Here is a 13,908-nt window from a genome sequence, read left to right as displayed (position 1 = left end):
CTTGCGCCGATGGTACTGCAATGCAATGCGGGAGAGTAGGTAGCCGCCTCCTTTTATAAGAAACCTCAGTTATCTTTTGATAATTGAGGTTTTTTTTGTATCTTTGCATCCATACTTTGTCACATTTTGATCTTTGATTCGTTCTAATCTTTGGTTCATTCTGTATATGAGTGATGTCCGTTCTTTGGTGTATCTCTTTTGGGGTTTACACCGATCTTTGTGACATTTCAATTTTGAAATTATATATTTGTTATTCATTCTATGTGATTATGCTTTATTTTTTGAAATCTTCATGGATTTGGCTGAAACGATGTACTCATTGTCGCGGTTTTGGTGTTCAGTCTCCTTCGGCGTATCGTTTTATCCGTTACGTCATAAATGAGCATTATCCTTATTATGCTTATGAAGAATTGAAGGAGCATATGAATATGTTGTCCAAACATCAACATAAGTTGGGGAGGCTGTTCTTTCGTTTAGCTAATTTTTGGCAGCCAGATTTCTGTTACTGTGATCAACCTCAGTTTTTGAAGTATGCTCAGGCCGGATCTCATCGTATGAAGTCAGGTGCGATTTCTGAATTTTTGGAAAAAAGTGCATTTCGTTGCGTTCCGAACACGGACCGCATACTGATTTGGGTTGACCTGGAATATGCAGCTGATGTGCTTGATGAATTGTTGGCCAAATGCACATCTCAAACCTTGTTGGTAGTTAATGGTATTAACAATAAGAATCGTGCTTTGTGGAAAAAACTTCAGGCTGATGTACATGTCGGTATTACTTACCATCTATATTATTGTGGCATTGTGTTTTTCGATAAGTCCGTTTACAAGCAGCATTATGAGGTGAATTTTTGATTATTGTGGGCAAATATGGATAAAATAATGTAATAATTGCATTATTCTTCTCTTTTATTAAGAAAAAATGCTCCAAATGCTTGCAGATAAAATATATTTTATTACTTTTGCACGCAAATATAAATCTAAAAAAAGACAGCTATGTATTGGACACTTGAATTAGCTTCAAAGCTTGAAGATGCACCATGGCCTGCTACAAAGGAAGAGTTGATAGATTATGCAACTCGTTCGGGTGCGCCTCTGGAAGTTCTGGAGAATTTGCAGGAGATAGAAGATGAGGGTGATGTCTATGAAAGCATTGAGGACATTTGGCCCGATTATCCTTCAAAGGATGACTTCTTATGGAATGACGACGAATATTAAAAAAGTCGATGATAGGGCTGCTCATTTTGGGCAGCCTTTATCGTTTGCACTTTGTACTATCTTGTGTTTCCCGTATATATTATATATAAATAGGTATATAAGATATGTTGTTACTATAAAAAGGTAATCTATCTTTAGGATGGTTATTAATATTCAGTATGCCTTATAATGATATAAGGTAAATCGTATATTTCCTATATACAATAAAATTGGTATTGTTGCGTTATTTAATTGTGTTGAAACGTCTCATTATATTATACGTCCTGTTGCTGGGTGTTCAGTCTGTGAATGCTCAGTATGATCCTTCGTTTAGTCATTATTTCGATATGGAGCCTTCTTTTAATCCAGCTTCAGTTGGAAAACAGGCTAAATTGAACGTAACGGGCGCTTATGCCATAGACCTGGCAGGTTATGAACACAACCCACGAACGATGTATGTATCGGCTGACATGCCTTTTTATCTTTTGAAAAACTATCATGGCGTAGGTCTTCAACTGATGAACGATCAGATAGGCCTTTTCACCCATCAGCGCCTGGCAGCCCAATATGCCTTCAAGCGAAGACTTTTTGGTGGAATGTTGAGTGCAGGTATACAGGCAGGTTTTATCTCTGAAAGTTTCGATGGAAGCAAGGTGGATGTAGAGGAAGGCAACGACCCTGCTTTACCGAAGACTAATGTAAATGGAAATTCTGTTGATATTGGTGCAGGTGTTTACTATATGCATGGCGCTTGGTACGTAGGCGTTTCTGCCCAGCACCTCACTTCTCCCAAGATAGAGTTAGGTGAAACCAATGAAATAGACATCTCTCCTGTATATTATTTGACAGGAGGATACAATATTAAGTTGAGAAATCCGTTTTTATCAGTGAAGCCTTCTGCTCTTGTGAAGTATGACGGAGTAGCTTGGCGAGGAGATGTTAGCTGTCGTTTGGTGTATACTCATGAGAAGAAGATGCTCTATGGAGGCGTCTCTTATAGTCCCACCAATTCTGTGACCGGCCTCATAGGTGGCCGTTTTCATGGTGTTGTGTTAGGTTATAGCTATGAGTTCTATACTTCAGCCATCTCACCAGGTAATGGTAGCCACGAACTTTTTGTAGGTTATCAGACCGATATCAATCTTGTTAAAAAAGGAAGAAACAAGCACAAAAGCGTAAGAATATTATAAGCAAACATGAATATGAAGAAATGTATATTATCCCTCTGTTCGGCAGTAGCTCTCTTGGCATTAACTGGATGCTTTGGAGCTAAGTCAGCCTCGGTCTCCGGTAGAGGCGGTGAGGTCGTGGGCGTCGGTGGAAGGAATTTTGCAGAACCTGCACCTTATGGAATGGTAAAAATCAATCGTGGATTCCTGAAGATGGGATTAGAAACAGAAGATTCGCTGTGGGGAGAGAAGACTCCTCGCAAGGAAGTTTCTGTAGATGGTTTCTGGATGGATGACACCGAGATCACAAATTCAGAGTACAAGCAGTTTGTATCCTATGTGAGGGACTCTATTCTTCGTACCCGTTTGGCAGATCCCGCCTATGGTGGCGATGAAACCTATATGATTACTGAGGACAAGCAGGGTAATCCTGTAACTCCGCGTGTCAACTGGAAGAAACAACTTCCCAAGAAACCTAACGAAGATGAGCAGCGGGCGATAGAGAGTCTTTATGCTGTCAATCCTGTTACGGGGGAGAAATTGATAGACTGTCGCCAGTTGAACTATAAATATGAGATTTATGACTATACAGCTGCGGCTTTGCGTCGCAACCGTATCAATCCACAGGAGCGAAACCTGAATACAGATATCAATATTGATCCAAACGAGGTGGTGATGATATCCAAGGATACAGCTTATGTGGATGATGAAGGAAAAATCGTCAGTGAAACCATTAACCGTCAGTTGTCGGGTCCTTGGGATTTCCTCAACACCTACATTGTTAATGTATATCCCGATACTACTTGTTGGGTCAACGATTTCAGAAATTCAGACAATGAGACTTATCTGAGAAGCTATTTCAGCAATCCGGCTTATAACGACTATCCCGTAGTAGGTGTTACCTGGGAACAGGCCAATGCCTTCTGTGCATGGCGTACAGATTATCTGCTGAAAGGCTTAGGCCCTGAGGCAAGGTTCGTTCAGCGTTACCGTCTCCCTACTGAGGCAGAATGGGAGTTTGCCGCTCGAGGCAAGGATCAGAACGAGTTTCCATGGGACAACAAGGATGTAAAGAACGGCGATGGTTGTTTCTATGCCAACTTTAAACCCGATCGTGGTAACTACACCAAGGATGGCAATCTGATAACCAGCAAGGTGGCTATTTATTCACCCAATTCCAATGGCTTGTATGATATGGCCGGTAATGTGGCAGAATGGACCAGCACGGTATTTACAGAGGCTGGTGTTGATGCCATGAACGACCTGAATCCGACCCTTGTCTACAATGCAGCCAAGGAAGATCCCTATCGTCTGAAAAAGAAGAGTGTACGCGGAGGGTCATGGAAAGATCCAGAGTCATTTATCCGTTCGGCATGGCGTTCCTGGGAATATCAGAATCAACCACGGTCATATATAGGATTCAGATGTGTGAGAAGTCTTGCTACCACATCGAGTGCTAAACAAAAAACAATAAAAACAAAGAAAAGGAGATAATAGCCATGGGCGAATATAGTAAATTCAATATCGTATACCGTCTGCAAAGATGGATGGACAGTGTGCCTGGTCAGACCTTTCTGAACTATGCTTACAGTTGGGGTGCTTCTGTCGTTATTGCTGGTGCGTTGTTTAAGTTGACCCATCTGCCTGGAGCTAATTTCATGATGTTCCTTGGTATGGGAACCGAGGTTGTGGTATTCTTTCTTTCCGCCTTCGACCGTCCTTTCGACAAGACTGCTGACGGGCGAGATATCCCTACTCATGTGACTGAGGAATATCTCGAGACAGGTAAGGTGACCTATGAAGAAGGACGTGTTGCTTCCTCTCAGGCTTCACCTGTTGGTAATGTTCAGCCTTCTGTCGTTGTCGTAGGCAATCCTCAGACCTCTTCTTCTGCATCAACTATCAGTATGGCAGATCCTGAGGTAAGCGATTCTCTCGAGAAGCCTGTTCAGACAGTGGCCTGTGGCAGTGATGATAGCACGCAGCAGTCTGTAGCCAATGGTGTCTGGATAGGAAGTCAGCAGAATACTACTCCCGAGATGGCCGAGGCTCAAAACAACTATGTGGAAGAGTTGAAGAAGTTGGTAGAGACCTTGGAGAAGGTGAATGAGCAAAGCAAACGTCTTACTCGTGACAGCGAGGAGATGGAGAATCTGAACCGTACTCTTACCGGTATCAGTAAGGTTTATGAAATGCAGTTGAAGGGTGCCAGTCAGCAAATTGGCACTATCGACCAGATAAATGAGCAGAGTCGCAAGATGGCTCAGCAGATAGAGCAACTCAACAAGATCTATACTCGTATGATTGAGGCGATGACTGTCAATATGAGGGCAGCCGCACCCCATGTGAGTGAAGATTAAAAAGCATAGAGATACGAACTCTCTCTACGGACGAAGAGGGAGAAAACAAGTGAAATAAGCAAATTAAAGAATGGCAATAAAGAAAAGACCTATATCGCCTCGCCAGAAGATGATCAACCTGATGTATCTCGTCTTGATGGCTATGCTGGCATTGAACATCTCTACCGAGGTGCTCAATGGATTTTCTATAGTAGAGGAGAGTCTGAACCGTACAACAGCCAACTCTTCTGCCGAGAATGCTGCCTTATATAGTAATTTTGCTGATCAGATGAAGCAGAATCCTGCCAAGGTAAAGGCATGGTTTGAGAAGGCGACACAGGTTAAGGAAATGAGCGATTCGCTCTACAACTTTGCCCAGCAGCTGAAGGAAGCTATCGTGCGTGAAGCTGATGGAAGCGATGGAGATGTATTGCATATAGAGAATAAGGATAATCTTGAGGCGGCAGGTATAGTGATGCTGGCTCCTGGTTCTGGTAAGGGTGGCAAATTATATCGTGCCATCAACAGCTATCGTGATCGTATATTGATGATGGTCACCGATGAGCATCAGAAGAAAATCATCCAGAGCAATCTTTCTACCCGTGTGCCTAAGGATGCAAAGAATTTGGGCAAGAACTGGCAGGAGTACATGTTTGAGAATATGCCCGTGGCAGCAGCCGTTACTTTGTTGTCTAAGTTGCAGAGCGATGTTCGTTATGCCGAGGGTGAAGTATTGCATACCTTGGTTTCCAATATCGACATGAAAGATATAAGAGTCAACAAGCTTGACGCCTTTGTTATTCCCGAGAAGACAACTCTTTATCCTGGCGAGCGTTTCAATGCCAACATCGTGATGGCAGCAGTCGATACAACTCAGCAGCCTGAGATCTATGTCAATGGAGTGAGAGTGAACACTGCTCATGGTCAGTATTCGTTCACAGCAGGTGGAGTTGGCGAGCACCAGTTTGGTGGCTATATCCTGATGCAGAATGCCAGAGGCGATGTGATGCGTCGAAACTTCCTGCAGAAGTATACTGTAATTCCTGCACCTAATACTGCCACAGTGGCAGCCGATATGATGAATGTATTGTATGCAGGTTTCCAGAATCCTGTCAGCATCAGTGTGCCAGGAGTTCCTGCCAATGCTGTATCTGCAACCATGACAGGTGGTTCGTTCATATCGAAGGGCAACGGACGTTTTGTGGCTGTACCGTCAGCAGTGGGTAAGGACGTGACGATACATGTTACTGCCCGCGACAAGGGTCAGACGAGAACGATGCCTCCATTTGTATTTCATGTAAGGAAACTACCCGATCCAACAGCTTACTTGGCTTTGGGTACCAACCGCTTCCGTGGTGGCGCCTTGTCGAAAGCTTCCCTGATGGGCGCTTCAGGTATTCATGCGGCAATCGATGACGGATTGTTGGATATTCCTTTCCGTGTATTGAGTTTTGAGACTGTTTTCTTCGACAATATGGGTAATGCAGTACCTTTGGCTTCGGCAGGAGCCAATTTCTCTGAGCGTCAGCGTGAGGAGTTCCGCAGACTGTCGAGAAACCGTCGTTTCTATATCTCTCACATCAAGGCTGTGGGGCCTGATGGAATAACCCGTAACCTCCCTGCAGCCATGGAGGTGATTGTGAGGTAGAGAAATGTAAAGAGTGAAGAATCTTATTGTTTAGAAATAAAGATATTATAATGAGAAAGATATTTTTGTTATTGATGCTTGCGGGCCTGACAATCGGTGCGAATGCCCAACCAGAGGCTCGTAGACAGGCACAGCAGAAAGCCAAGCAGCAGTCGAATGCCAACAACATGACTACTCGTGCGCAGATAATGTTCCCTACATCGGCTACTATGGGCGATGATGTGGTATGGAGACGTGATATCTATCGTGAACTCGACTTAAATGATGATGCCAATGCACCCTTGTATTATCCTGTGGAGCCTGTCGGTGGTCAGATGAATCTCTTTACCTATATGTTCAAGCTGATGTTGAGCGGTCGTGTTCGTGCCTACCAGTATCGCTTGGATGGTCATGAGAGTTTCAACTACGAGGATCGTGTTGTGCCTAAGGCCTTCATGGATAATTATCACATCTATTATGAGCGTAAGAATGGAGCTTTGACACTCGATGACAGCGATATTCCTTCTCGTGAGGTAAAGTCTTACTATGTGAAAGAAGCCACATACTACGACCAGCATACCGCCACATTCCATACCAAGGTAATCGCCTTGTGTCCTATTATGACACGTGAAGACGATTTTGGTGATGCCGGAACCAAGTATCCTCTCTTCTGGATGAAGTATTCTGACCTTGCTCCCTATCTCTCCAAGCAGCAGATAATGACGAGCAATCTCAATAATGCTGCCATGATGAGTATAGACGATTATTTTGTCAAGAACCAGTATAAGGGCAAGATATACAAGACGACCAATATGTTGGGTAAAACCTTGGCTCAATATTGTCCTACCGATTCAGCTCTGAGCAAGGAGCAGAAGAAGATAGAGTCAGAGTTGGCTGCCTTCGAGAAGAATATCTGGGGCGATCAGGCGCGCAAAGATTCTCTTGACAGTATTGCCAATGCCGACAAGAAGAATGCGAAGGGCGTGAAGGGTGTGAAGAAGAATCGCAGAAGCAGAACTTCTGGTTCTTCGTCTACAGTCAAGACCCGTCGTCAGCGCAGTTCCGGTTCGTCAGGATCCAGTACAGCCCGAGTTTCGGTTCGTCGTCAGCGTCATTAATAATAGGTTTATAATATAAGGTATGAAGAAAGTATTATCATTTATTGTGTTGGCGGTTTCGCTCTTCTTTGCTAATCCTGCTCAGGCACAGATTAAGTTAGGTGTAAAGGGTGGCTTGAATGTCAGCAATTTGAAGCTCAGTAGAGACAACTGGGATGCGGAAAACCGTGCAGGATTTTTCTTTGGTCCTATGGTTAAGGTGACAGTGCCTGTTACTGGCTTAAGTTTTGACGTTGCCGCTTTATATGATCAGAAGGAGGCTAAGGTGAAAGTTGCCGACGATGTTGTGGGCGGAACTTATAATTCAACCACAGTTACACAAAAATTCATCGATATTCCTGTGAATGTCCGTTATGGTTTTGGGCTGAGCAGTCTGGCTAATATCTTCCTTTTTGCAGGTCCGCAGTGGGGAATCAATGTAGGAAATAAGAATTTCAAATGGGATAAATCCACCAGCTATTCCTTGAAAAAGGCAAACTTCAGTGTGAATGTGGGCGCCGGTGTAACTTTGTTGAGCCATCTGCAGGCTTCAGTCAATTACAACATTGAATGCAACAAGTCCGGCAGTATGGATATGGGAGTTTCTGATGCCAATGGTAATCCTGTTGTCGTGAAGGGAAGAAACAATACCTGGCAGATTTCTCTTGGCTATTGGTTCTAAGCATAGGAGATACATATTAAAATATATAAAAGCAGATACCTGATGTTGGGTATCTGCTTTTTTATTGTTACCTTTGCAGGGTATGAAGTATGTCGATGTCATATTGCCCTTGCCGCTACCTGGTATGTTTACCTATTCTGTCCCCGAAGGGATGGAAGGGTGTGTTGTTTTTGGTAAACGGGTGCTTGTGCCATTGGGCAAGAGCAAGAAGTACATTGCCATGGTGGTAAAGGTGCATCAGGAGAAGCCGTCCTTTAAGGTCAAGCCGATAGAGCAGGTGCTGGATGCTACTCCTACACTTCTTGACCGGCAGTACAGGTTATGGTCGTGGATATCCAACTATTATATGTCACCTTTGGGCGATGTGTATAATGCCGCAATGCCTGCAGGCATGAAGTCTGCAGAGAAGTTCAAACCCAGGATGGAATTGTATGTGGAGCTTACGAGCAAATACCGCAACGAAGCTTCCCTGCATGTGGCTCTTAACATGTTGCAGCGTGCCCTGAAGCAATCTAAAGCCCTTACAACATTTCTCAGCCTTTCCCATTGGGACAGTCTTGAGAACGATACGCCTCGCGAAGGCATCAAGAAGGTCACCAAGGAAGAACTGATGAATGAGGCTCATTGCACTTCTGCCATCGTCAAATCGCTCATCGACCGCGACATCCTCTTTACTTACGAGGAGGAGGTGGGACGACTGAATACCTCAGGTGAGAGTCACTTCGAGCAGATCAAACCACTTTCTATAGCCCAGCAGGAAGCTTACAACCAGATTCTCCTTCAGATGATGAAGAAAAATGTGGTGCTTCTTCATGGCGTGACTTCGAGTGGCAAGACCGAGGTGTATATCCACCTCATCAAACAGGCTCTTGACAATCACAAGCAGGTGCTTTATCTTCTGCCCGAGATAGCTCTCACGGTACAGATCATGGAACGTCTGCACAAAGTTTTTGGCGATCGTCTTGGCATTTATCATTCCAAGTATAGCGATGCCGAACGAGTGGAGATATGGCAGAAACAGATGTCTGCCCATCCCTACGATGTTATTCTGGGGGCTCGAAGTGCAGTCTTTCTCCCTTTTCAGAATCTCGGACTTGTCATCATCGACGAGGAACACGAGACCTCCTTTAAGCAGCAAGATCCTGCTCCCCGCTATCATGCCCGCAGTGCTGCTATTGTGTTGGCAGGTATGTATCCCGACTGTAAGGTTCTTTTGGGTACAGCCACACCATCTATGGAGAGTTATTACAATGCGCAGGAAGGCAAGTACGGATTGGTGGAGCTCAAAACCCGATACAAGGACATACAGTTGCCCGAAATCCAGGTGGTGGATGTAAAGGATTTGCGGCATCGCAAGATGATGACTGGTGCCTACTCTCCTCAACTTTTAGCAGCCATACGCGAGGCTTTGTCGCATGGCGAACAGGCCATTCTGTTCCAGAATCGTCGTGGCTTTGCACCGATGGTGGAGTGTAAAGTATGCGGATGGGTGCCTAAGTGCAAGAACTGCGATGTGTCGCTTACCCTTCATAAGAATATCAACCTGCTCACCTGTCACTATTGCGGATATACTTATCCTGTGCCAGTGGAGTGCCCCAACTGTGGAAGTACAGAACTCATGGGGCGAGGGCTGGGTACCGAGCGCATCGAAGACCAACTGACAGATATATTCCCCGAGGCTCGTATCGCCCGTATGGATTTGGACACCACCCGTACCCGCAATGCTTACGAACGGCTGATAGACGATTTCTCGTCGGGTAAGACCAATCTGCTCATTGGCACGCAGATGATCAGCAAGGGACTGGATTTCGACAAGGTGAGTGTGGTGGGCATACTGAATGCCGATTCCATGCTCAATTATCCCGACTTCCGAGCCTACGAGCATGCCTTTATGATGATGGCTCAGGTGAGCGGAAGGGCCGGGAGAAAGGGCAAGCGAGGCAAGGTGATATTGCAGACCAAGTCGCCCACGTTGCCTGTCATCTCGCAGGTGGTTCATAACGATTATACAGGCTTCTACCAAGACTTGTTGGAGGAACGAAGGGCTTTCCATTATCCTCCTTTCTACCATCTTGTCTATGTCTTCCTGAAGCATAAGCACGAGCAGGTATGCCATCAGGCGGGTATGGAGTTGGGACAGACTTTGCGCTCCTGGTTTGGCGACAGGGTTCTTGGTCCCGACAAGCCAGCGGTGGCAAAGGTGAAGACTATGAACATCCGTAAGATTGTTATCAAACTGGAAAATGGTATTGACCAGCAGAAGGTGAGAGAATATCTCAGATACGCCCAGGAGCAAATGTCGAAGGATCCTCGCTATGGCGCATTGCAGATTTACTATGATGTCGACCCGTTGTAAGTGAAGAGTGAAGAACGAAGAATGAAGAAACAACGTTCGGCGACCGAAGGGAAAGCCAATTAAAATGCCAAAATATAAAATGAAAGGCAATCTAACTCGCAAGAGCAAGATTGCCTTTCTGTGTGTGTAGTTATGTTTTATGTCGTAAGAGCTAAAGCTGTAGAGTTCTTCACTCTTCGCTCTTCGCTTCGTTTAGAAGTTGATGTCGAGACCAACTGCGAAGACGTTGTTGTTACGGGTATAGTCAGAAGAGTAGTTCAAGCTTCTGTCTGCTGTGAACTGTACCTTTTCGGTAGTCTTCTTGTGCTGATAGAATGTGTGGAAGTAAGCCACGTTGAGATCCATCTTCTTGTTGATGTGATAAACACCACCGACGGCAACAGAGTTGGAACTTACAACGAATGACTTGTCATCCATATACTCGTCAGACAAACCATAGTTGGTGTTCTGCCAACCTGTACTCAGAGTGATCTTCTTGTTGACGTCTACCTCTACACCGGCATTATACTCCAGGGTACCACGCTTCAACTCCTTGTTGCGGTTGTTGTAAGATGTGGCATTCTTGTCGTCGAACCAGTGGAAACCTACGTTTACTCTTACTGCATCTACAGGGCTGTAGCCTACTCCCAAAGCCAAGTAAGCAGGAATGTCGCCAGCAATCTTCTTGCCGTCCTCATATTCACCGATGGCCTTGTCTATCTTTGAGTCAAACTGAGTCTTCAATGTGACCATGGCTCCTTGAATTTTTGGGTTGCTCAGAATAGCGTCTGCAGCAGCCTCTGGCACACCATTAGCGATGTAGGCATTGCGCAGATTGTCGGGCAGGTTGCCGATACTTGGTATCTGATTTACTGATTTGTTCTTCAGACGTATACGGGTCTTGAACTCATACTTGGCAGAGAAGTTCCAACGGCCGGTCTTGTAATCTACGCCGATGATAGGAGTGAAGCCTACGCCACTCTGGTCGCAACTCAACTCGATATTGGCAGAACTTTCCTTAGCTGGGTTGAGTACCTTATAAAGAGGCATTTGTCCTACCTGAATGTTCTCTACATAACCATAGTAATTGGTCAGGGCATAAACACCACGAACACCCAAGAAGGCACTGAAGTTGTCGCTGAACTTATAAGCGGCACCTGCAGAGAGACCGTAGTAATACTGGCGTCCGTGCATATAGCTGTTGTAGCTGTACTTACCTTCAGTTCCGAAGCACTGGTTGCTTGAGAATATGGCTGGTACACCATAAGCACCTGCTACCTGGTCGACAGCACCAGCCAACTGGCAAGCGGCAATGGCAGTCTCGGCTACAATCTTCTCGAATGATCCCAGTCCGTCGTCGAAAGTACACTTACCGCCACCACCAGTGAGGGCGAAGCTTGCCTGGAAAGACCATTTGCCCTTGTTGTAAGCATACTGGAAAGAAGGTATAACAGGAGCAAAAGCCGTACCCTTGAAATCGCGAGGAGTGATGGGATTGTTTACATTGTTGGTAAACAAAGCATAGTCATTGTTGATAGTACGTGTCTGGAAAGCCAACTGCCAGTTGATGGCGAGATGGTGACCTTCACTCATGAATACAACTCCGGCCGGATTGTAATAAACTCCGTCAATACCGATTGAAGCCTCACGGCTCATCATTCTGTTGAATGCTACGTGCTGGTTTGTGTTTGTGAGCAAACCACCTGCCAATGTAGGTGTTGCACAGGCCATCGCAATGGCAACACAAACTAATTTTAGTTTCTTCATTTTAATAATTTTAAATAAAAACGTCCGCAAAGGTAAGAAGAATGTTCTATTTGGATACAGAAAGGTACGCTTATTTAAAACATATTAACGGAAAAAGAAGGTTTTGTTGCACAGATTTTAAAATATGTGCAGAGTTTTACTTCTGTTCGGGATAAGAAATAGGGGGACAAAAGTTGGTAATATTACCCAACTTTTGCAAGTAACTACCCAGCACCCCTATAGCCATGTGTTTTTACTTTAATAGCATACAAATTGTTTCCTGTTTATTATGAATTTGTTCTTAAACAACTTATAAATCTCCGTTCAAAGCCTTTGAACGCACATTCAGAGCCTTTGAACGGACATTCAGAGCCTTTGAACGGACATTCAAAGCCTTTGAACAGACATTGCAAAGCGCGGAACAGAACTTTTTATAGGCTAAAGAGATCATTTATCTTTTTTGCTACTTTGTATCAAAAAAGATTCTGAAAAAGGTGTTACATTTAAAAATATTTTATTTACCTTTGCAGACAGATACCCATTCTGCTCAAACAGAGTTTAAACATACTCTCCTTGTTGTTTATAAATCAATTGTTTCACATTAAAAAAGTACGATTATGGTACGACCCTTTGATGTAGAACAGGGCAAAGAGGAAAGCGATAGCTGACTATGTCTGTACACATGTTTCAAAAGAATATAAACTAAAATAATAGAACTATGAGAAATTTTACATTTAAAGGACTGTTTTTAACTGCGGTATTTATGTTGCTTGGCTGTTTCTCAATTCAAGCAGCAGATGACGACTTGATTACCAAGCAGATTACAATCAACTTGGACAAGGCTGGTACTTTACCTAACAAGATTGCAAGTAGTGAGATGTATAAAATTACGAATCTGAAGATTATTGGTGAGATAAATGGTACGGATTGGAACATGATTCGTGAGATGGCAGGAAGAGATAATCGGGGATATGGTACAGAAGGAAAGCTTTCTGTATTAGATTTGTCTGAGGCGAAGATTGTAAAAGGTGGGGATAGTTATTATCCTGGTGATAATTGTTATACTTCTAATGATGAAATAGGCGAGAAAGCATTCTATGACTGTAGCAGATTAACGAGTTTAACCCTTCCTGTTGGTATTACCTCAATAGGCTATGACGCATTCGCATACTGTAGCGGATTAACGAGTTTAACCCTTCCTGCTGGTATTACTTCAATAGGCGAGTACGCATTCTATGGCTGTAGCGGATTAACGAGTTTAACCCTTCCTGCTGGTATTACCTCAATAGGCGATGACACATTCTATGGCTGTAGCGGATTAACGAGTTTAACCCTTCCTGCTGGTATTACTTCAATAGGCGAGTACGCATTCTCTGGCTGTAGCGGATTAACGAGTTTAACCCTTCCTGCTGGTATTACCTCAATAGACAAGTACGCATTCCTGGACTGTAGCGGATTAACGAGTTTAACCCTTCCTGCTGGTATTACCTCAATAGGCAGTCGCGCATTCTATGGCTGTAGCGGATTAACGAGTTTAACCCTTCCTGCTGGTATTACCTCAATAGGCGATGACACATTCTATGGCTGTAGCGGATTAACGAGTTTAACCCTTCCTGCTGGTATTACTTCAATAGGCGAGTACGCATTCTCTGACTGTAGCGGATTAACGAGTTTAACCCTTCCTGCTGGTATTACCTCAATAGGCAAGTACGCATTC

General features: G+C 44.3%; 11 protein-coding genes. 10 read left to right on the top strand and 1 reads right to left on the bottom strand.

The window, feature by feature from the left end:
* The first annotated feature begins 269 nt into the window (after positions 1 to 269).
* From F7D20_RS03210 to priA, 9 genes are all read left to right on the top strand, one after another.
* Positions 270 to 854, top strand: coding sequence for a hypothetical protein (locus F7D20_RS03210; RefSeq protein ID WP_158462821.1), 585 nt, complete (start codon positions 270 to 272; stop codon positions 852 to 854).
* A gap of 141 nt (positions 855 to 995) precedes the next feature.
* A complete protein-coding gene (locus F7D20_RS03205) occupies positions 996 to 1,217 on the top strand; it encodes a DUF2795 domain-containing protein (protein WP_006848869.1) in 222 nt (73 codons plus the stop codon).
* 233 nt (positions 1,218 to 1,450) lie between these two features.
* Entirely contained in the window at positions 1,451 to 2,386 is a 936-nt protein-coding gene (locus F7D20_RS03200) for a PorP/SprF family type IX secretion system membrane protein (RefSeq protein WP_367383905.1), read from the top strand.
* Positions 2,387 to 2,398: 12 nt separating this feature from the next.
* Positions 2,399 to 3,859: an SUMF1/EgtB/PvdO family nonheme iron enzyme gene (locus tag F7D20_RS03195; protein ID WP_158462819.1), complete on the top strand. Its 1,461-nt coding sequence runs from the start codon at positions 2,399 to 2,401 to the stop codon at positions 3,857 to 3,859.
* A gap of 5 nt (positions 3,860 to 3,864) precedes the next feature.
* Positions 3,865 to 4,725, top strand: a complete 861-nt coding sequence (gene gldL / locus F7D20_RS03190; RefSeq protein WP_158462818.1) for a gliding motility protein GldL — start codon at positions 3,865 to 3,867, stop codon at positions 4,723 to 4,725.
* Positions 4,726 to 4,795: 70 nt separating this feature from the next.
* A complete protein-coding gene (gldM, locus tag F7D20_RS03185; protein WP_158462817.1) occupies positions 4,796 to 6,352 on the top strand; it encodes a gliding motility protein GldM in 1,557 nt (518 codons plus the stop codon).
* A 50-nt stretch (positions 6,353 to 6,402) separates the two neighbouring features.
* Positions 6,403 to 7,449 carry a gliding motility protein GldN gene (gldN, locus tag F7D20_RS03180; protein ID WP_158462816.1) on the top strand — a complete coding sequence of 349 codons (1,047 nt, stop codon included), beginning with the start codon at positions 6,403 to 6,405 and terminating at the stop codon, positions 7,447 to 7,449.
* Positions 7,450 to 7,471: 22 nt separating this feature from the next.
* A complete protein-coding gene (locus F7D20_RS03175) occupies positions 7,472 to 8,110 on the top strand; it encodes a porin family protein (protein ID WP_158462815.1) in 639 nt (212 codons plus the stop codon).
* Between the two features lie 82 nt (positions 8,111 to 8,192).
* Entirely contained in the window at positions 8,193 to 10,466 is a 2,274-nt protein-coding gene (priA, locus tag F7D20_RS03170; RefSeq protein WP_158462814.1) for a replication restart helicase PriA, read from the top strand.
* Between the two features lie 192 nt (positions 10,467 to 10,658).
* On the opposite strand, the gene F7D20_RS03165 is transcribed toward priA, so the two are convergent.
* Positions 10,659 to 12,212: an OmpP1/FadL family transporter gene (locus tag F7D20_RS03165; protein WP_158462813.1), complete on the bottom strand. Its 1,554-nt coding sequence runs from the start codon at positions 12,210 to 12,212 to the stop codon at positions 10,659 to 10,661.
* A gap of 697 nt (positions 12,213 to 12,909) precedes the next feature.
* Between F7D20_RS03165 and F7D20_RS03160 the strand changes: the two genes are divergently transcribed.
* On the top strand, positions 12,910 to 13,908 hold a 999-nt coding region (locus F7D20_RS03160; RefSeq protein ID WP_158462812.1), incomplete at its 3' end, for a leucine-rich repeat domain-containing protein.

Source organism: Segatella copri (assembly GCF_009495355.1).
Classification (GTDB): Bacteria; Bacteroidota; Bacteroidia; order Bacteroidales; family Bacteroidaceae; genus Prevotella.
This window is presented reverse-complemented; position numbering and strand designations above follow the sequence as displayed.

Excerpts from the sequence above, each read along its gene's own strand:
- F7D20_RS03165 (WP_158462813.1), bottom strand. The coding sequence starts at position 12,212 with ATGAAGAAACTAAAATTAGTTTGTGTTGCCATTGCGATGGCCTGTGCA.
- F7D20_RS03210 (WP_158462821.1), top strand. The coding sequence starts at position 270 with ATGCTTTATTTTTTGAAATCTTCATGGATTTGGCTGAAACGATGTACT.
- gldL (WP_158462818.1), top strand. The coding sequence starts at position 3,865 with ATGGGCGAATATAGTAAATTCAATATCGTATACCGTCTGCAAAGATGG.
- F7D20_RS03205 (WP_006848869.1), top strand. The coding sequence starts at position 996 with ATGTATTGGACACTTGAATTAGCTTCAAAGCTTGAAGATGCACCATGG.
- gldN (WP_158462816.1), top strand. The coding sequence starts at position 6,403 with ATGAGAAAGATATTTTTGTTATTGATGCTTGCGGGCCTGACAATCGGT.
- F7D20_RS03175 (WP_158462815.1), top strand. The coding sequence starts at position 7,472 with ATGAAGAAAGTATTATCATTTATTGTGTTGGCGGTTTCGCTCTTCTTT.
- gldM (WP_158462817.1), top strand. The coding sequence starts at position 4,796 with ATGGCAATAAAGAAAAGACCTATATCGCCTCGCCAGAAGATGATCAAC.
- F7D20_RS03195 (WP_158462819.1), top strand. The coding sequence starts at position 2,399 with ATGAAGAAATGTATATTATCCCTCTGTTCGGCAGTAGCTCTCTTGGCA.
- priA (WP_158462814.1), top strand. The coding sequence starts at position 8,193 with ATGAAGTATGTCGATGTCATATTGCCCTTGCCGCTACCTGGTATGTTT.